The sequence below is a fragment of the Mesobacillus foraminis genome (assembly GCF_004340465.1).
Taxonomy (GTDB): domain Bacteria; phylum Bacillota; class Bacilli; order Bacillales; family Cytobacillaceae; genus Mesobacillus_B; species Mesobacillus_B foraminis.
This window is the reverse complement of record NZ_SLVV01000003.1, coordinates 334,015-353,379: the sequence shown is the minus strand read 5'-3', so window position 1 is coordinate 353,379 and position 19,365 is coordinate 334,015. Positions and strand designations below refer to the sequence as shown.

Here is a 19,365-nt window from a genome sequence, read left to right as displayed (position 1 = left end):
GATGCGTTAATGCATCAACGGGTGCCTGACCCTCTATTGGTAGTACTTTTCTAACGCGACAATGGCGGCGCCCATCCGCTCTTCTTCCGGGACGACGATTCGTTCAACCCCTGCGTCCTTCAAAGCAGCCCCTGTCACCTTGCCGACCGCTACGACCACGACAGGGCCCGCAAATGCAGCTAGCACGTCATCAAGAAGTCCCTTTTCCTCCGCGTAGCCAAACAGGAACCTTACTTGAGGTGTGGATGTAAAATTAACCGCATCTACTTTTCCCTTAAGGATTTCGTTCACCAGCTGATCCAAAACCTCCGGATTAGGCGGAATATGCTGATACGGCAAAATCTCCTTGGACTCTGCCCCTTGTTCTTCTAAGAATTCCATTAACTTTGGTGCCGGATCGCCATGCAGCTGAAGCGCCACTTTGGCATTGGCAAAGGAATGCGAAGATAGTGACCTAAGCAATCCGGCCATGCTTCCATCGTCATCCCTGACAGCCGGAGTTATGCCAAGGCGCTTTAACCCATTCACTGTTTTGTACCCCCGGGCCGCAACTCTTGCCTGCTGGATGGCCTGGACAAACCCTTGTGCCTGGCCCAATTTCTCAGCCGTTTTATACAATGTTTCAAGGCCAATTCCTGTTGTAAAAATAAACCAGTCATACTTGCCTGCCACAAGCTCGCGGATATCGTCCTCAATAGAGGAGTCATCTAAAAAGACCGTTCCCTGCGCCGGACGGACAACGGGAACTCCGCCCATATTTGTAATGATTTTGCTGATTTCCTCGAGTTTGCGGGATCCAGCCAGCGCTATTACCTTTCCCTCTAAACGCTTCATCCTTATAACCCCCATTCCAATCTTCTCTTTGAAGCTACTATATCATTTTTTGGCAGGAGTTAGGGCTATTTAATAATCTTCTATTATAAGAGCCCACTTCCGTATCTTAAACAACCATAAATTTAATATAGTTTACTTTTTTTAATTACTTAAAGGTTAATTAAATTAATTAATCTATATTAAATGTTCACAAAATTTTAACATATTAATAATTCACTTTATTGAAATCGTTTCCAAAATACTAGTTTCAGGAGGGATAGAATGAGAATAAACTTTAAAAGCCTGACAACTCAAGTCATTTTAGGTATTTTTCTAGGGATTCTGACAGGATTTGCATTTCCGGAAATAGGGTCACAGTTAAAAGTAATAGCCGATATTTTTATCAAACTCGTAAAAATGGTGATTGCCCCCATCATTTTCCTGACAATCGTCATCGGGATCGCTGGCATGGGGGACTTGAAAAAGGTAGGCAAGATTGGCGGAAAAGCTCTCCTTTATTTCGAGATTGTCTCTACCGTTGCTTTGGCTATCGGAATCATTGTCTCTAATTTTTTCAAGCCTGGAAAAGGCATTGATGCCGAAGCAGGGCAAGGGGATATCTCACAATACACAAAAGCAGCGGAAGAAACCAGCCATGGATTCATGGATTTTCTTTTATCCATCATTCCTGACAGCTTTATCGGAGCTTTTGCGAGCGGCGAACTTCTGCCGGTGCTCCTGCTCGCGATTTTATTTGGAATCTCCCTTGCACACTTAGGTTCCAAAGGCAAACCAATCATCGACTTTTTTGAAAAGGTTACAGAGGTGTTCTTCGGCATCGTAAACATCATTATGAAGGTCTCCCCTTTCGCAGCTTTCGGCGCCATGGCCTACACGATCGGAGAATTCGCCCTGGAGTCACTCGTTTATCTCGGGAAATTGATGGGCTCTGTTTACCTGACAATGGCTCTGTTCATCGTCTTCGTTCTCGGAGGCATTGCAAAGTTCTACGGATTCAGCATTTTTAAATTCATTAAGTATATTAAAGAAGAAATTTTACTTGTTATCGGTACGTCATCTTCAGAAGCCGCACTGCCAAAGATGATGGAAAAGCTTGAAAAATACGGCTGCTCCAAGCCGGTCGTAGGGCTGGTTCTTCCAACCGGATATTCTTTCAACCTAGATGGAACGTCCATTTACCTCTCAATGGCCGCCCTGTTCATTGCGCAGGCCTATGGTGTAGATTTAACCATCTTGCAGCAACTTACGCTCCTTGGAGTATTGATGCTGACTTCCAAAGGTGCAGCCGGGGTTACAGGTTCAGGCTTTGTTACGCTTGCTGCAACACTGGCTGTCTTTCCTTCCATCCCAGTTGAAGGAATGGCGCTTATCCTTGGTGTGGACCGATTCATGTCGGAAGCCCGGGCCATCACCAATCTGATTGGAAATGGCGTTGCTACCGTCGTGATCTCCAAAACGGAAGGCGAATTTAATCCTGTCCAGGAAGCGGGTACAGAAAAAGGCAAAAAGATTACAGCATAACAAGAAGAAAGCGAACCAAACCGGTTCGCTTTTTCTTGTTTATTTTTCGCCCTTCCACTTGTACAAGTAGACTGGCCTTCCAATTCCATAAGTCAACGACTCCTCAAGGATGTTCTCTTCCGTAAGGAATTTCAGATATTTACGGACGGATACTTTGGAAATTCCGGTATCCTCAGCCAGTTCATCGGTTGAAAAGGGAGTGCCGCCCCGCTTCTGAATCACTTGGATGACCGATTGAAGAGTACTTTTTGTCAGGCCCTTTGGCAGGACCTCCGATCGATCACCTTGCTCTCTTTGTTCAGGTCCCAGAATCTTTTCATCGAGCTCTTTTTGCATCACACTTGTATTTTGCTGAAAAAAATCACGCTTTTCTTTATACTTGCTGAGTGCTTGCTGGAACCGTTCAAACTCAAAAGGCTTTATCAGGTAATCTGCGGCTCCGTACCTTAGGGCCGTCTGTATTTTCTCAGCATCGGACGCTGCAGTTATCATAATCACATCGACCTGAAGCTTCCTTTCCCTCACATAGGTGAGGAATTCAAGACCATTTCCGCCAGGCATATAGACATCCAGCAGGACTAAATCAATGCTTTCTCTGTTGATAAACTCAATGGCTGCCTCTGCCGTCTCAACGCTTCCGCCATGAAGAAACCCCTCTACTTCCATAAGATAGCGTTTATTGAGCTCTGCAACCATTGGATCATCTTCAACAATCAGGACCTTGATCATTTCACTCCCCCCTTTGGAATATATGGGATAACAACAGTGAAGAGGGTTCCACCGCTGGCTGTTGATTCAATTTGAGAAGTGCCATCCAGCGTCTCTATACTCTTTGAAACTAAATACAGCCCATAACCCCGGTTTTGTCCTTTTGTCGAGAACCCCTTTTCGAAGATTTTTCCCATAGGCCCCCCCAGAATCCCCTGGCCTGAATCTTTAACAGAGACCGAGAGCCTTCCGGCAGCATAATTCAGGTGGACTTTCAGTTTTCTCTCTTTTACTACATACATTGCTTCGATTGCATTATCAATCAGATTGCCCATGATGGTAATCAATTCATGGGTGATCAGCGGGTCTTCAGGCTCGGGAATGACCGTTTCACTGACCACTGACATGTCCACGTTTTCTTCCCGGGCAAAGCTTAATTTCCCCATCATAAAACCTGCGAGGGCAGGATCCTTTATACTGGAGGTAATTTCGGTCATTTCCCGTTTCCGGTGATCGACGATTCCATGGATAAATTGAGAGAGTTCCTCGTACATTTCCATCTTGACCATCCCTAATATGACATGAAGCCGGTTCATGAATTCATGGGACTGGGCCCGGAGCGCTTCCGCGTAGGCTTTAACTCCTGTTAGCTGCTCTGCCAGCAGATTAACCTCCGTTTTATCCCGAAAGGTTGAAATCACCCCGACAACCTGTCCTTTGACGACAAGGGGAACATGATTGACCAGGATGGACAATCCATTGATTCTTTGCTCTTCATCAAGCCTCATCTCCCCCGTTGTCAGCACTTTCTCCAAGCCTGCCGAGGGCATGTAATCATGAAGGTTTTTTCCGATAGGGGACATGGAAAGACCTGCTTTTCGAAATAATTGAATCGCCGATTTATTTACAAGGGTGATTTTTAAATCAAGATCGACCGCGACAATTCCTTCATGAACAGACTGCAGCATGATGCTGCGCTCTTCAAAGATCCGTGCAATGGCAATAGGCTCAAGCCCGAGCAAAGTCCTTTTTAAGTATCTGGCCAGCAAAACAGCCCCAAGGCCGCCGACAATCAGCCCAATGAAGGTCCCGGTGAGGAAATTGCGCTGGCTATGGGCGAGTGCCCTGTCCACTTCCTTCAACGAGATTCCCACAGCAACAGCGCCCACTTGTTCTCCCTGGCTAGTAAATACTGGGGTAAAAGCCCGGAGTGATTCGCCTAACGTTCCTTTAGAACTCGAGATATATTCTTTCCCTGAAGGACACCCTCTTCATCCCCGCCGACAAAAGGCTTGCCGATCTGGTTTGGGGTTGGATGGGATCTTCGAATACCTTCCATATCCATGACAACAACAAACAGGACATTTGTTGCAGCTTGAATTTCCTTCGTAAAGGTCTGGATCCCCTGTGACCCATTCTCACTGTTTTCCAGACCATCGATTACCACATCGGAGCTCGCTACCGTTCGCGAGACCATCTGTGCTTTTTCCCCCTGGGTCTTTCGAATATCCTCCGTTACATTTTGACTGATCAGCAAATCCGTAATTGTTAGCGACAGCAGGACCACCAGGGATACAAAACAGAAAATAATCGTACTCAGCTTAAACCTTTCCTGTTTCAGTCCCCTCACCCCAAAACCTAAATGTTTATATAAAAATACTATAACACAACAAAGGGGTCAGGCACGCCGCAGCACTTTAAAGTGCTGCAGGGTGCCTGACCCCCGAATGGTTGGTTAATAGATTAAATAAACGTCGTCTCCCTCAATAGCCGTCTGAAAGGTTTTGACACAGCCATGGTCCGGCTCTTGCACTTTGCCGTCATCGAGGCAGATTTTCCAGTCATGCATCGGGCAGAAAACGAATTCGCCGCTGACCATTCCTTCACTCAGGACCCCGCCTTTATGTGGGCAGCGGTTCTCGACCGCCCTGACGCCTCCGTTTGATAATTTAAAAACGGCAATTTCCGTTGTGCCAATCCTCACCGTTTTCCCAAGCCGTTCTGGCAGTTCATCCATTTTCCCAACAAAAATCTTCGTCTCCAGCTGATTCAGCATTTCCTCGACTCCTCCCTCACACTTATGACTTTACCAGGGTACCGAATAGGTCATTATTTACTTTATTGTCCTCCAGAATTTCCTTCCACGGATCTTTATAAGTGGAGAGAGCTTCCTCCATTCGGCCACAAAGGTCTTTCCGTGTTTCCAGATCATCGAGGACCTCTTTTACATGCTGTAAACCAACCCGCTCGATCCAGGCAGATGTCCGCTCCAGATAATTGGCCGTCTCACGGTAGTACTGCAGATAAGCGCTTGTGATTTCGATTACTTCTTCATCTGTCTTCACCTTATACAGAAGATCTGCCGCACGGAGATGCGTCCCGCCATTGCCGCCTACATATATCTCCCAGCCGCCGTCGATGCCAACGACACCTAGGTCCTTGATTCCGGACTCGGCACAGTTCCGCGGGCAGGCAGAGACGGCCATTTTTACTTTATGCGGAGTCGCAAGGCCTTCATATTTTTTCTCGAGCGCAATCCCCAATGAGATCGAATCCTGGGTCCCGAAGCGGCAGAATTGTTCTCCCACACAGGTTTTTACCGTACGGAGCGATTTTCCGTAGGCAAATCCGGATGGCATATTAAGGTCTTCCCATACCTTTGGCACATCCTCTTTCTTCACACCAAGCAAGTCGATGCGCTGGCCCCCGGTCATTTTTACAAGCGGAATGTCATATTTGTCAACAACGTCTGCAATCTTGCGCAGATCCTTCGAGTTTGTCACGCCTCCGTACATCCTCGGCACAACCGAGTAGGTCCCATCCTTCTGAATATTGGCATGCATCCTTTCATTGACAAACCGCGATTCGCGTTCGTCCTGATATTGGATTGGATTGACCATCCCTAGGTAATAATTCAGGGCAGGCCGGCATTTCGAGCAGCCTTCCTCTGTTTCCCAGCCAAGGACATTCATGACTTCCTTCACATGGGTGAGGCCTTTCTCCCTGATTTCCGCCACTATCTCATCCCGTGATAATGTTGTACAGCTGCAAACAGCTTCTGTTTTGGCCTGGCCGTCGAATTCGGCGCCAAGTGTATGCTGCAGAAGATCAGCCACAAGCGGTTTGCATCCGCCACATGAGCGCGAAGCACTTGTACAGGCTTTGATGGCATCAACAGAGGTACAGCCCTTTTCCTGGATGGCCTGGACGATGGTCCCTTTTGAAACACCGTTGCATCCGCAAATAATATCATCGGCTGACATGGCTGCCACAAGGCTTTCTTCTGCCTCGCCGCCGACAGGCTGGAGAATCGCGACCTTGGAGGTATCGGAAATATCCGATTGCTTCTGAATCATCGAGAACAGCCTGTTTCCATCCTTGCTGTCCCCGAACAGCACTGCCCCGACAATCTGGTTGCCGCGCAGCACGATCTTTTTATAGACGCCTTCCTGCTCATCGAATACCTTAATTGATTTTTTCGTTTCATCTTCCATAAAATCGCCCGCCGAGAACACCTCGACTCCGGACACCTTTAATTGCGTAGATAAAACAGAGCCTTCATATGGCTTGGCAGCCTTCCCGCAAATATCAGCGGCCAACGCTTTCCCTTGCTCATACAGCGGAGCAACCAGCCCATAAACGATTCCGCGATGCTCTGCGCATTCGCCAACGGCATAGACGTTCGAAATCCCAGTCCGCATGTAGTCATCCACCACAATCCCCCGGTTGACCGGAATGCCGCTTATCTTTGCCAGCTCCACATTCGGCTTGATTCCCACCGCCATGACGACAAGGTCGGCTTCCAGGAAGGAACCGTCTTTAAATTTCAGCCCTTCCACCCGGTCTTTTCCCACGATTTCCTCCGTGTTCTTTTCGAGCAGGAAATTCATGCCCTGTTTCTCCAATTCCGTCTGAAGCAGTTTTGCAGCTGTCGGATCCAGCTGTCGCTCCATCAAATACGGTGCGATATGGATGACGGATACTTCCATCCCGAGGTTCAGCAGCCCCCGCGCTGCTTCCAGTCCGAGGAGCCCGCCGCCGATAACCGCTGCTTTTTTAAATTTTTTGGAAGCATCCAGCATAATATCGGTATCCCTGATATCCCGGAAGGCCGTGACTCCTTCTTTATCCGCTCCGGGAAGCGGGAGCATAAATGGAAGAGAGCCCGTTGCCAAGATTAATTCATCATAAGGCTGAGTTCTACCGGAATCGGTAGTGACAACCTTATTTTCGGAATCAATGCCGGTGACCGTTTCTCCGGTATACAATTCAATATTGTTCTCCCGGTACCAATCCCAGTCATTCAGCGTAATATCGGTAACTTTTGTATCCCCTTGTAACACTTTGGATAAAAGAATCCTGTTATAGTTAGGGTGCGGTTCACTTCCGAAAATCGTGATTTCGAATTCTTCTGCCGACACCTTTATAATTTCCTCGATTGTTCGAACTCCGGCCATTCCATTCCCAACAAGAACAAGCTTTTTCTTTTGCACTTGACTTCCTCCTTAAGAAGTTTCCTAAAGATTATCACAGGATTTAAGTTTGTATAATAATCACGTGAGGTTTCCTGACATGATTTTCGTATTTCAGGTATTAAGCCCTAGTTCCCTCAGCAGACAGCGGGGACACTTTCACGGCACTGACTTTAAATCCAGGCATCCGGCAGGACGGATCCAGGTCCCCGGCAACCAGCAGGTTCACATTTTGGGATTCTGCCCAGTGAAAAGGAACGAAGACTGTATCCTCGCGAATCTCTTTGGACACTTTGCTTCTTACGATAATGCTCCCCCTTCTCGATTCAACCTTTACCAGCTCATGGTCCTCGACCCCAAATTTCCTGGCCGTTTTAGGGTGAATTTCCAGGTAGGACTCGAAATTCCTTGCCGCAAGGGAGGGGCTCTTTCTCGTCTGCACCCCCGTCAAGTAATGCGACACTACACGCCCTGTCGTCAGCAGAAGCGGGTATTCCTGATCAGGGTTCTCCTTTGGAACAACGGGATGATTGGACACAACAGCCATCTTTGCCCGGCCGTCCTCATGGGCAAAGGCTGTTTCGAACACTCGCGCAGTACCTTCATGACCCGGCTCGGGGCACGGCCACAATATCCCGCCCTCTTTCCGAAGCCGTTCATAGGTGATGCCATAATAATCGGCCAGGCCGCCTTTGCTGGCCACTCTCAGCTCATTAAAAATGTCCTCTGGCATCGTGTAGGAGAAATAGTCTCCGTGACCCAGCACTCTTGCAATCTCGCAAATAATTTCCCAATCATGCTTTGATTCCCCAGGGCACGGCCTGCTCGCTTCTCTTAACGTCACGCGCCCTTCCAGATTGGTCATCGTGCCTTCATCCTCCAAAAAGGACGAGGCCGGCAGGATCAGGTCGGCCAGTTCCGCTGTTTCCGAAACGAACAAATCCACAGCAACGAGGAACTTTAATTTCTTTAAGGCTCTTTTTACTAGATTTGCATTCGGATTGGAGACAATCGGATTGGAACAAAGCAGCAGCAGGCCAGTGATTTCACTCTGGTCCATTTTCTCGATCATTTCATAGGCTGACACGCCTTTCCCGGGCAGCTCCTCATGGTTCACTCCCCAGACATCCGCGATATATTTCCGGTGTTCCGGGTTTTCGATGGAACGGTATCCTGGCAGCTGGTCGGCCTTTTGACCGTGCTCCCTGGCTCCCTGCCCATTGCCCTGGCCGGTAATGGCCCCGTAGCCGGAAAAAGACTTTCCGATTTTCCCGGTTGCAAGCAGAATATTCAAGAGGTTGCGGACTGCTGCCGAGCCGTCTGTCTGCTGCTCGACACCTCTCGCGGTAAAAATCATTCCGGATTCCTCGGCACCAAACTTCCTTGCCGCCCTCCTTATCTGCTCAGCCGGCACCCCGGTAAGATTCTCGATTTCTTGTATATCCAGGGAGGTTACATATTCCTTCACTTCTTCAAATCCGGAAGCCCTCTCCCTGATAAAGGCTTCATCGGCATAGCCTTCCTCGATCAGGACTTTTAACAGGCCATTGGCTAAGGCAGCGTCCCTCCCCGGCCTTACTTTTAAATGCAAGTCTGCGAGTTTGGCAGTGTCCGTTTCCCGTGGGTCTATGACAATGATATAGGCACCATTTTCCTTAGCCCGTTCAAAGTAAGGAACGATGGTCGGCTGGCATTCTGCAATATTCGTCCCGGCCAGAATGATGACTCTTGTATGAGGGATTTCCCCAAGAGTATTGGTAAACCCCCGGTCCATCCCGAAGGTCTGGCTTGCGGCGCTTGCAGCAGCCGACATACAGAGGCGCCCATTATAATCAATATGCCTTGTTTTTAGTGCGACACGGGCGAACTTCCCCAGCAGATAGGCTTCCTCATTCGTAATCGAAGCACTTCCATAGACGGCAACAGCGTCCCGCCCATCTTCTCTCTGAATCTCTTCAAAACTGCTTTTAATCTTTTGAAGAGCGTCTTCCCAGGAAATCCGCTGAAACTGGCCATTAACCTTCAGCAGCGGGTAAAGAACACGGTCCTTATGGATGGCATGCTGGTAAGCATTTTGCCCCTTGACGCAAAAGCGGCCTTCAGATGCCGGATTATCAACCCCCATCATGTAGTATTGCTTTCGCGACAAGTTTGATTGTTCAACAAGCTTTAGCTTGCATTGAACGCTGCAGAATGGACATTGTGTCTGATACACCTTCTGAGGCTGAACCTTTTGCTGTTTTTCACGGAAATATTTTAAAAATAATTCAGTCAATTTGTCCTCATCCTCTTTTTTGTTTCATCACTACTTTTACTGAACCAGGCTTTCGGCACTGTTTGCCCCGCTTTGCTGTTCTCTTTCGGATTCCAGCCGCTTGAGCAGCAGCATGCGGATATCCTGGTCAAAAAGGATCTCCCGGATATGGATCAGACCTAGCCGTTCCACCCATTTCCAGGTTGGTTCAAGGTAATTAGCTGTTTCCCGGTAATATTGAATCAGACCCAGAGTAATCTCAAAGATTTCCTCCGGCGACCCTGTTACATAAAATAAAGCCCCGCCGCTGACATTCCTGTATGTCTGCCCGCCAACATACACCTCCCAGCGGCCCTGCGCATGGATTAAGCCAATATCCATCGCTGTCGCCGCGGCATCACAATGCTGGCAGGGGGAAATTCCAATTTTCAAGCTGGCAGGCATGTTGAGAGATTCGGTTTTCCGTTCCAATTCGGCCGCCAGCTGAACAGATTCATTCCTGCTGCAGCCGCAGGTCTGGTCGGCAACAAAGGTTTTCAGGCTTGCGTTCCCCCATGGAACAGAGCTAATGGACCTCTTTGGGTTTTCAGCCGGTACCAGGATGTCAGTCAATTCCCTCAGGACCTCGTCTAGAATCTCCTCCTTGATTCCTGCCAATTGAATCCGCTGCCCGCTCGTAAGCCGAACCTCTGGAATGTTATATTTTTCAATCACTTGAGCAATCCCCTTTAGCTGATTGGCATCTGTAACTCCGCCGTACATCCGGGGAACAACCGAATACGTGCCATCGTCTTGAAGGACTGCGTTGATGCCAGGGCTACTGGCAGCCTTGCATGCAGATGCCTTGTACGCCGGATGAACCATGCCCAGGTAATACCTCAGGGCAGGCACACAAATACCACAGCCCCTTGGGTTGTTCCACCCAAGCTTTGCCATCGCCTGCTCTGTACTCTGAAGATTGTCTTCCTGTATTTGCCGGACAATTTCATCCTCGGTTAAATTTGTACAGGAACAAAGGGAGCCGACAACAGCCGGTTCATCAAATTCATCGCTGTGGACGTAGTCAAGAAGATCAGCGACGAGCGGACGGCAGCCTCCGCAGGAGCCGGACGCTTTTGTACATTCCTTTACCTGTTCTACGGTGGCAAGGTTCTTTGAAAGGCAGGCTTCCACAATCGTTCCTTTGGACACTCCATTGCAATTGCAAATCACATCAGTAGGGGGCATCCCTGCAGTTGTATACCCTTCATGCTGCGCCGAAGACAGGAGAAGCCCTTTCTCCAGGTCCTCGACATCCTTTCTCTTGACGATCAGCTCAAGCAAGCGGCCGCTTTCGGTTGTATCGCCATACAGCACAACGCCAACCAGCTTATTTTCCTGGAAGACCATTTTTTTATAAACTCCATCCACCGAGTTGAAAATGGTGACAGCCTTCCCCTCTTCCCCGCCATCCAGCTGTCCGATGGAGAAAACATCAACACCGGAAATCTTTAATTGGGTGGAAAGGACAGAGCCCTTGTATCCATCAGAGGCGATTCCGCATAGGTGCTTTGCCAGAACCTTCCCCTGTTCATACAGAGGTTTGACGATTCCATACACGATCCCGTTGCTTTCGGCGCATTCGCCTACTGCGTAAATGGCCGGATCGCTGCTCTGCATGTATTCGTTAACGATAATTCCTCGATTGACGGCAATTCCATGGTCCCTGGCAAGCCCCACATTGGGCCTGACTCCCACAGCCATCACCACCAGTTCGGCATCGATTCCGGTGCCATCGGAAAATTGAATCCTTTCCACACGGTCCTTGCCGGCAAATTCCTGGGTATGTTTTTCAAAAATAAAGCTCATTCCCTGACGTTCCAGCTCAGCCTGCAGCATCTTTGAGGCCGTTTCGTCAAGCTGCCTTTCCATCAGAAACGGAGCCTTGTGGATTACCTGAACCTTCAGCCCCAGATTCAATAATCCTTTAGCAGCCTCCAGCCCCAGCAGCCCTCCTCCAATCACGGCTGCGGCTTTGCAGCTCCTGGATTCAGAAAGTATTCTTTCACAATCCTCAATGGTCCGGAAACTCCGGACACCTTTTTTGTCCACTCCCTTAATCGGCAGGATGAAAGGAGACGACCCTGTAGCCAGGATCAGCTTGTCATAGGACACCTCCCTGCCCTGGTCGCTCCTGACCGTTTGCGACGGGGGATCAATGGAAACGACCGTCTCCCCTTTAAAAAGCCGAATTCCCCTCTCTTGATACCAGGCTTCCTGCTGCAGGATGATTTCGTCGATTTCCGCATTTCCCTGCAGAACTGAAGACAACATAATCCGGTTATAATTCCCATGATTCTCGCTTCCAAAAATCGTAATTTCAAATGCATCGGCATCATGCTTGAGGATTTCCTCGATGCATCGGACACCCGCCATTCCGTTCCCGACTAAAACCAACCTCTGCTTACGCACGTATAACCCCCCGAAAATTGTGTAGTATCGTTTGAGTTCATGTACTGTATTATTTCATAGATAGAGATTTAGATATTCAGTTATGTAAAGAAACCTTACATAGTTTTTAATAAGAATGGCTTCGTACCGGCTTTTCCGTCTATTTTTTGAAAGCGGTTTTTTAGATTTAACATTTTTTTGCATTTGCATAAAATCCCCCTACAGTCACGCTTTTGTAATCCAATTTCTGTGTAAGGTTTCCTAACAGAAATCTTCCGTCCTTCCAATCCTGCTTATATAATGACACTGATTTTGAAAAAGCAGATTTCAAGAATTCTTGCCTTTTTCTCAATACTAATTTTGTAAATGGAAGGGGAATATCATAGTGAAAATTGCAGAACTACGAACCAGCGGCCATCCCAAAACTTTGTTGTCGTCTTTTTTGTATTTTGATGTCAGTTTTATGATCTGGGTGATGCTGGGGGCCTTAGGGGTTTATATCTCGCAGGATTTTGGACTTTCTCCATCTGAACAGGGACTTGTCGTTGCAATCCCGATTCTTGCCGGCTCCTTTTTCCGGATTGTCCTCGGAATTTTGACTGACCGGATCGGTCCAAAGAAAACAGCGACAATCGGAATGTCCGTTACCATGCTGCCTCTATTATGGGGAATGTTTGCAGGTGAAACTTTGACAGAAATCTATGCAATCGGAATTCTGTTGGGGGTGGCTGGTGCCAGCTTTGCTGTAGCCTTGCCAATGGCAAGCAGATGGTATCCACCCCATTTACAGGGAACAGCCAACGGAATTGCCGGCGCAGGCAACAGCGGTACACTGTTTGCTACCTTATTTGGCCCACGGCTGGCGGAGGCTTACGGCTGGCATGCCGTCATGGGAATCGCCATTATTCCGCTGGCGATTGTATTTGTCTTTTTCCTTCTAATGGCAAAGGATGCTCCAAGCCAGCCTGCCCCTCAGCCGCTGGTTAACTATTTAAAAGTGTTCAGCCACCGGGATACCTGGCTGTTCTGTCTGTTATACAGTGTGACGTTCGGCGGATTCGTCGGATTGACCAGCTTTTTAAGTATTTTCTTTGTTGACCAGTACGGGCTGAGCAAAGTCCAGGCAGGCGATTTTGTCACTTTGTGCGTCGCTGCCGGAAGCTTCTTCCGTCCCGTAGGCGGAATGCTGGCCGATAAAATAGGCGGCGTCCGGGTGCTGTCGTTTTTATTCATCGGTGTTTGCCTCTGCATGATAGGGGTGAGCCAGCTGCCAACGATCTTCCTGGTGACAGCCCTTCTGTTTACAGGGATGATGTGCCTCGGAATGGGAAATGGAGCAGTCTTCCAGCTGGTTCCGCAAAGGTTCCAAAAGGAAATGGGCATGGTGACGGGGATTGTCGGGGCTGCGGGCGGAATCGGGGGTTTCTTCCTTCCAACCCTGCTGGGAGTCCTGAAAGAAACCACCGGAACCTATGCCTCCGGATTTCTGACATTTGCGGTAATTGCGATTGCAGCCTTTGGGATTTTGTCGCTCGCGGGTCTTGCATGGAAGAAGAAATGGAATGTCGGCAGGGAAGCAGCGAAAATTTAAGCCACGACCAAAAGGACCTTTCATTGATCAGAAAGGTCCTATACTTATGGGATAGGGGAGTTTAGCGCTTTAAAGCATCCGGGGTCTGACCCCCTTTAGTGGGTTGAAGGGTTGCGTTGCAGATAGGCGATTAGATTCTTTCTTTGTCTTTTTGCTGGACCAGGGATTCGAATATGGCTAGCGGCAAGTTCAGCCTGGGATTTTCCTCATTATGTACAAGGACTTCATCCTCTTTGTTTTTTTCTTTTACAATGTTGATTTCATTATTGAGCCGCTCCATTTTTAGGTCGAGCTCGGTTGCAGAGGTGGCTGCATCCTTTAGCTCCTGAAGCAGGCTCAGGGGAACATCTTTATTATATTTGTAAAATATTTTATGCTCCAGGCTGGCCCAAAAATCCATGGCGATTGTCCTGATCTGGATTTCTACGGGAATTCTCTCTTCCCGGTCGGACATGAAAATCGGGATTTCAACAATCAGGTGCAGGCTGCGGTATCCATTTGGCTTTGGATTCTTAATATAGTCCTTGCACTCCACAACTGTGACGTCCTTTTGACTTTGCAGCATTTCACTGACTTTGTAAATATCCGAAATAAAGGAACAGGTGATTCTTATCCCGGCGATATCCCGGAGGTTTTCCTTGATCGAATTCAAATTCAGCTCCATGTTTTTCCGGGAAACCTTTTTAGCGATACTTTCGGGCGACTTCAGCCGGGATTTTACATGTTCAATCGGATTATAGTCATGAATATATTGGAACTCTTCCTTGAGTATGTTGATTTTAGTGTTCATTTCATCCACAGCGAATTTATAGGCCATCATGAATCTGGTCAATTCTTTTTTTATACTTTTAAGGTCATTTAGGTTAAAGTTTTCGAACATTTCTCTTCCTCTTCTCTAGTGCGGGTGAGTTTTTTATCATTCCTTATTTTATTATATACCTTCTTAAAAACATAAAAAAATGTAAAAAGGACGACAAAGATTGCCCCAATGACAAACTGATCTCCTTCCAGGGATAATAAACCAGCGGGGATGAGCGAGAGGACGAAAAAGTAGAGGAAGTTTCCATAGATGGTCCCAAGCAAAAAGTGCCTGAATGTAATCGTGCTTAATCCTGCTAAAATATTCACCAGACTGGTTGGAATAAACGGAAAAATCCTCCCCCGAAAGACGTAGGCAAACCCTTCTCGTTCTACCCTTTCCACCAATTCCGGATGAAACCTTTGAGTTAATTTGCTTTGAAACAGGTATTTCACAGAGATAAAAATAAATACGGCTGCGACCACGGAGGTCATCCAGCTCCATAAAAAGCCATTCCAAAATCCAAATAAACCTATATTCAGCGAAATAACAAGGAGCAGAGGAATGATCGTAAACGAATTTTGAACCACCATCACGATGAACATGACCAAATAGGCATATGCTAAATTCTCTTCCAGTAAAACTAAAAGCTGCTCAATATCTCCATGTACCATCAAATCAAACAAATTTTGATTAGAGTTCCACAGGACCATTGCACCGAACAGGAAGATGGAAATCAGCATCACTTTTATAGACCTATCTTTAAACCATACGAAACCTGGATTGGCCCAGTACTTTTTCATAGTCACCATCCACTCAGTCAAGACTGCCGGTGAACGGCGGTCTTATTAAAAGTTTTTTACCAAAGGAAGCCAAAGGGCCTTTCCTATTATACGAAATGGAAGTGTTAAAGTTCCGGGCCTTTTTCCCACGGCTGTGAAGTTTTACTCGCTGCCAAAATAAAAGGAGAGGCCCCTCACGGCCTCTCCCAATCGATTTACTGACGCAACGTTTTTAATGCCTTGCTCCAGTCGTTTACTTCGTCCAGCATTGCATTGACATTTGTCAGATGCAATTCAGCCGGCTTGAACTCTGTCATGTTTTCAAAGTCTGTAAACAAGGAAAGCGTTGGATGTGTGCGAACATCCGCCACCTTCACTTCGCCGAGGATTCCACGCAGATGCTCAGCCGCACGCGCTCCTCCTGTTGAACCGTAGCTGACGATTCCGGCTGCCTTGTTGTACCATGCTTCACGCGCAAAATCGATGGCATTTTTCAATGCACCGGTAATGCTGTGGTTGTATTCCTGAACAATGAAGACGAAGCCATCGAGGCTAGCCAGCTTTTCATTCCAGGCTGCGATTCCTGGTTCTGTTCCATCCGTTGTGCCAAGGAACGGTAATTGATAATCTGCAATATCGACGATTTCATAATCTGCATCTCCGCGCTGATCGGCAATGCCTTTCACCCATTCCCCAACTTTCGGGCTTACACGTCCCTGTCTAGTGCTTCCCAGGATAATACCAATTTTTAAGTTTGCCATTGTTTCTTCCTCCTCCGTTTTTTTCTTGCCAAATAATCTCTCTATCAATCCCATTGCTGCACCTCTATGCTGTATTTTTTCTGTTTGTCCGCAGCAACCTCTTTTTAAATGGAATCAGGTTCCATGAGGTCTCACACTATTTAACCATCCTATTTCTTTCAGCTGTTTTTATGCTAAAAGTTTTCCTTATACCACTTAGCAGCAGCATCGACTTCCCCGTAGGTCAGCTGATGGCCATGATTCTCCCAGTGCAGCTCCACGTTGGCGTTCGCCTTTTGCAGCAGGATTTGAAGTTCTTCTGACTCCGCTGCCGGGCAGATTGGATCATTCGTGCCAGCCCCAATAAAAGCGTATCTGCCAGTGAGATCAGGTAATTCAATTCCTCTGCGCGGAACCATCGGATGATGGAGAATCGCTCCCTTTAATGCTTCCTGAAAATGGAACATCAGGCTCGCGGCGATATTGGCACCGTTGGAATAGCCAACAGCAACAATATTCTCACGGTCAAATCCGTATTCCTGAGCCGCCTCATCAAGGAACTGATTCAACTCCCTGGTACGAAACACAAGGTCCTCTTCATCAAAAACACCTTCTGCCAGCCTCCTGAAGAAACGGGGCATGCCATTTTCCAGAACATTCCCTCTGACACTCAGGACAGAAGCTTCTTCATCAATCCGTTCTGCCAGCGGGATCAAATCCTGCTCCGTCCCGCCCGTACCATGCAATAACAGCAGCGTAGGCCTTGCCGGATTGCTTCCTTTGCGAAAAATATGCTTCATCATCATTCTCCTTTCACACTTTCTTGGAATCTGTCCCCCTAAAGTTTTGCCCTCTTTGCCACACTAAAGGGGGTCTGGCACCCTTTGTCTTGCTAAAGCAAAAGGGAGTGCTCGTTCACTATAAATGACGCGGGCAGAGCTTTACCTCATTCAAAAACGCGGAGTCCCACTTTACCTTAAATGGGGTCTGACCCCCTTTTATGCTTTAAAGCATGTAGGGGGGCTGACCCGGTTTATCACTTTAAAGCATGCGGGGAGTGTTGCTCTTTATTTTTTTAAACTAACTGCAAGGAGGACCCACCTTACTTCTTTGAAACAATGAGGGGGAGTGACCCGCCTTGCTTTTTGGAATAGTGGGCCCACTCGCCGGTACTTCAATTGTTAGTTTAGCCTTTATGTCTGGACGCAAACATGATGGAGTTTTTCCTGTTTTGACGAAAGTTAATTCCTGATGTATTTAAGAATCCCTTGATCGTTATCTTTAATTAAAATATCTTGAATATGAGATAATCTTAAACCAGTTACTTTTTTCTGTCAACTAAAAGGATTTTCCCTCTGGCTGAAAACTAGAAAGGAAATTGTACTTGCTTTGTCACGTTCGGGTTCTTGCTTCCCAATTTTAAACATTGCGTGCGGAGGATTATTGAACTATAATTCTGATAGCTAATTGAATATTCCCATTCACCGATGGGATAGAGGCTGCGGCTTGTATGATTAGGACGGACGAGATTCAATGAAATTGATGACTCTTTCTGAAAGGACAAGCTGCCGAAGCCGGGATGATTCATTGATTATTCCAGCTGGTGATGTTTTCGAAGAGAGGCATCACTGTCACGTTCTATAAACGTGGAGAGCTATCTTCGGAAGGATTAAACGGATGATGAAACAGCCGTCGATCTTTTTCGACGGCTGTTTTTTTATTTGTTTTTAATTCTTCCAGTATAAAAGGAGTGTACAGCATTGGCGAATACATCAGCACCATCCAATCCAACTCAATTAAAAAGAACGCTTAAAGCCCGCCACTTAATGATGATCTCTCTGGGTGGTTCGATCGGGACAGGAATCTTCCTGGCAAGCGGCGGTGCGATTCATAATGCAGGACCCGGCGGCGCCTTGCTTGCCTATTCAGCCGTAGGGATCATGGTCTATTTTTTAATGACCAGCCTGGCAGAAATGGCCGCCTTCATGCCTGTCGCCGGTTCATTTAAGGAATACGCAAACAGATTTGTTGACCCTGCATTCGGCTTTGCGATCGGCTGGAACTATTGGTACAACTGGGCCATCACCATTGCCGCAGAGCTTGCGGCGGTTGTCCTCATCATGAAGTTCTGGTTCCCGGACAGCCCTTCGTTCATTTGGAGTGCCATTGCACTAGTGATCATGTTTGGCTTCAACTATATGTCGGTTAAAGGTTTCGGTGAAGCTGAGTTCTGGTTTGCCCTGATTAAAGTGATAACGGTCATTCTTTTCATTGTGACCGGATTCTTAATGATTCTCGGCATTATGGGTGGCGAAGCAGTAGGCTTTACCAACTTCACGATGGAGGATGCCCCGTTCAATGGCGGATTCTTCGCCATCCTGGGTGTGTTTATGGCAGCCGGTTTTTCCTTCCAGGGGACGGAATTGCTCGGAGTAGCGGCCGGTGAGAGTGAAGAACCTGAAAAAAACATCCCTAAAGCAATCAGTACTGTATTCTGGAGAATTTTACTGTTCTACATTCTCGCCATCTTTGTCATTGGAATGATTCTTCCATACACAGATGAACGATTGCTCAGTGACGCCGTTACTGTCAGCCCGTTCACACTCGTATTTGAGCGAGCTGGATTCGCTTTTGCGGCATCCGTGATGAATGCCATCATCTTAACTTCAGTTTTATCAGCAGGAAATTCCGGAATGTACGCATCCACCCGTATGCTTTGGGACTTGGCACGCGACGGCAAAGCACCAAAATTCCTGGGCAAGCTGGATAGGAGAGGGGTACCAGTCAATGCCCTGATTGCCACTGCATTAGTTGGCTCCCTGGCATTCCTGACCACCTTCTTCGGCGATGGTGCAGTTTATATCTGGCTGCTCAATGCTTCAGGAATGGCCGGGTTCGTTACCTGGGTCGGAATTGCGATCAGTCATTATCGCTTCCGGAGAGCCTATATCGCACAAGGGCGTGACCTGAACCAACTGCCGTACCGTGCAAGTTGGTTCCCGATTGGCCCACTTCTGGCATTAATTCTATGTATTTTCATTATTTTGGGCCAAAACTTCCAGGCCTTCACCGGCGAAGGCATCGACTGGAACGGTGTCCTCGTTTCCTATATTGGCCTGCCGCTTTTCCTCATAGTCTGGCTGGTTTATAAGGTAAAGCACAAAACAAAGCTGATTCCTTTAAAAGAGTGCGATTTTAAACAAAGTTAACCAACAGCAAAGAAACGCCCCTTAA

The 19,365-nt window shown here is 47.5% G+C and carries 13 protein-coding genes, 1 pseudogene and 1 riboswitch; of the genes and pseudogenes, 3 read left to right on the top strand and 11 right to left on the bottom strand.

Annotated elements, in window-relative coordinates; translation table 11 throughout:
* Window positions 1-33: 33 nt before the first annotated feature.
* Window positions 34-834, bottom strand: coding sequence for a uroporphyrinogen-III synthase (locus EV146_RS06190; protein WP_132003428.1), 801 nt, complete (start codon window positions 832-834; stop codon window positions 34-36).
* Between the two features lie 261 nt (window positions 835-1,095).
* On the opposite strand from EV146_RS06190, the gene dctA reads away from it, so the two are divergent.
* The gene (dctA, locus tag EV146_RS06185) at window positions 1,096-2,355 is read left to right on the top strand and encodes a C4-dicarboxylate transporter DctA (protein ID WP_132003425.1); all 1,260 of its coding nucleotides are present in this window, start codon (window positions 1,096-1,098) and stop codon (window positions 2,353-2,355) included.
* 39 nt (window positions 2,356-2,394) lie between these two features.
* On the opposite strand, the gene EV146_RS06180 is transcribed toward dctA, so the two are convergent.
* From EV146_RS06180 to nirB (EV146_RS06155), 6 genes and pseudogenes are all read right to left on the bottom strand, one after another.
* A complete protein-coding gene (locus EV146_RS06180; RefSeq protein ID WP_132003422.1) occupies window positions 2,395-3,084 on the bottom strand; it encodes a response regulator in 690 nt (229 codons plus the stop codon).
* Window positions 3,081-4,540: pseudogene (dcuS, locus tag EV146_RS06175) on the bottom strand (DcuS/MalK family sensor histidine kinase). The gene EV146_RS06180 and the pseudogene dcuS overlap by 4 nt, the downstream one beginning before the upstream one ends.
* A gap of 258 nt (window positions 4,541-4,798) precedes the next feature.
* The gene (nirD, locus tag EV146_RS06170) at window positions 4,799-5,119 is read right to left on the bottom strand and encodes a nitrite reductase small subunit NirD (RefSeq protein WP_132003419.1); all 321 of its coding nucleotides are present in this window, start codon (window positions 5,117-5,119) and stop codon (window positions 4,799-4,801) included.
* A gap of 22 nt (window positions 5,120-5,141) precedes the next feature.
* Entirely contained in the window at window positions 5,142-7,556 is a 2,415-nt protein-coding gene (nirB, locus tag EV146_RS06165; protein ID WP_132003416.1) for a nitrite reductase large subunit NirB, read from the bottom strand.
* 100 nt (window positions 7,557-7,656) lie between these two features.
* A complete protein-coding gene (gene nasC, locus EV146_RS06160) occupies window positions 7,657-9,810 on the bottom strand; it encodes an assimilatory nitrate reductase catalytic subunit NasC (RefSeq protein ID WP_132003412.1) in 2,154 nt (717 codons plus the stop codon).
* Between the two features lie 36 nt (window positions 9,811-9,846).
* On the bottom strand, window positions 9,847-12,240 hold the full coding sequence (nirB, locus tag EV146_RS06155; protein ID WP_132003409.1) for a nitrite reductase large subunit NirB: 2,394 nt from the start codon (window positions 12,238-12,240) through the stop codon (window positions 9,847-9,849).
* 364 nt (window positions 12,241-12,604) lie between these two features.
* On the opposite strand from nirB (EV146_RS06155), the gene EV146_RS06150 reads away from it, so the two are divergent.
* Window positions 12,605-13,810, top strand: a complete 1,206-nt coding sequence (locus EV146_RS06150) for a nitrate/nitrite transporter (protein WP_132003406.1) — start codon at window positions 12,605-12,607, stop codon at window positions 13,808-13,810.
* 130 nt (window positions 13,811-13,940) lie between these two features.
* On the opposite strand, the gene EV146_RS06145 is transcribed toward EV146_RS06150, so the two are convergent.
* The 4 genes from EV146_RS06145 to EV146_RS06130 form a co-directional block, all read right to left on the bottom strand.
* Window positions 13,941-14,690, bottom strand: a complete 750-nt coding sequence (locus tag EV146_RS06145) for a GTP pyrophosphokinase (RefSeq protein ID WP_132003403.1) — start codon at window positions 14,688-14,690, stop codon at window positions 13,941-13,943.
* On the bottom strand, window positions 14,669-15,412 hold the full coding sequence (locus EV146_RS06140; protein ID WP_241993828.1) for a TVP38/TMEM64 family protein: 744 nt from the start codon (window positions 15,410-15,412) through the stop codon (window positions 14,669-14,671). Before EV146_RS06140 ends, EV146_RS06145 begins: the two co-directional genes overlap by 22 nt.
* A gap of 194 nt (window positions 15,413-15,606) precedes the next feature.
* Window positions 15,607-16,206 carry an NADPH-dependent FMN reductase gene (locus EV146_RS06135; protein WP_132003400.1) on the bottom strand — a complete coding sequence of 200 codons (600 nt, stop codon included), beginning with the start codon at window positions 16,204-16,206 and terminating at the stop codon, window positions 15,607-15,609.
* A gap of 119 nt (window positions 16,207-16,325) precedes the next feature.
* Window positions 16,326-16,934, bottom strand: coding sequence for an alpha/beta hydrolase (locus EV146_RS06130; protein WP_181215838.1), 609 nt, complete (start codon window positions 16,932-16,934; stop codon window positions 16,326-16,328).
* A gap of 682 nt (window positions 16,935-17,616) precedes the next feature.
* A riboswitch (Lysine riboswitch) is annotated at window positions 17,617-17,796 on the top strand.
* A 95-nt stretch (window positions 17,797-17,891) separates the two neighbouring features.
* On the opposite strand from EV146_RS06130, the gene EV146_RS06125 reads away from it, so the two are divergent.
* Window positions 17,892-19,340, top strand: coding sequence for an amino acid permease (locus tag EV146_RS06125; RefSeq protein ID WP_241993827.1), 1,449 nt, complete (start codon window positions 17,892-17,894; stop codon window positions 19,338-19,340).
* Window positions 19,341-19,365 lie beyond the last annotated feature (25 nt).

Excerpts from the sequence above, each read along its gene's own strand:
- EV146_RS06190 (WP_132003428.1), bottom strand. The coding sequence starts at position 834 with ATGAAGCGTTTAGAGGGAAAGGTAATAGCGCTGGCTGGATCCCGCAAA.
- dctA (WP_132003425.1), top strand. The coding sequence starts at position 1,096 with ATGAGAATAAACTTTAAAAGCCTGACAACTCAAGTCATTTTAGGTATT.
- EV146_RS06180 (WP_132003422.1), bottom strand. The coding sequence starts at position 3,084 with ATGATCAAGGTCCTGATTGTTGAAGATGATCCAATGGTTGCAGAGCTC.
- nirD (WP_132003419.1), bottom strand. The coding sequence starts at position 5,119 with ATGCTGAATCAGCTGGAGACGAAGATTTTTGTTGGGAAAATGGATGAA.
- EV146_RS06145 (WP_132003403.1), bottom strand. The coding sequence starts at position 14,690 with ATGTTCGAAAACTTTAACCTAAATGACCTTAAAAGTATAAAAAAAGAA.
- EV146_RS06140 (WP_241993828.1), bottom strand. The coding sequence starts at position 15,412 with ATGAAAAAGTACTGGGCCAATCCAGGTTTCGTATGGTTTAAAGATAGG.
- EV146_RS06135 (WP_132003400.1), bottom strand. The coding sequence starts at position 16,206 with ATGGGATTGATAGAGAGATTATTTGGCAAGAAAAAAACGGAGGAGGAA.
- EV146_RS06130 (WP_181215838.1), bottom strand. The coding sequence starts at position 16,934 with ATGATGAAGCATATTTTTCGCAAAGGAAGCAATCCGGCAAGGCCTACG.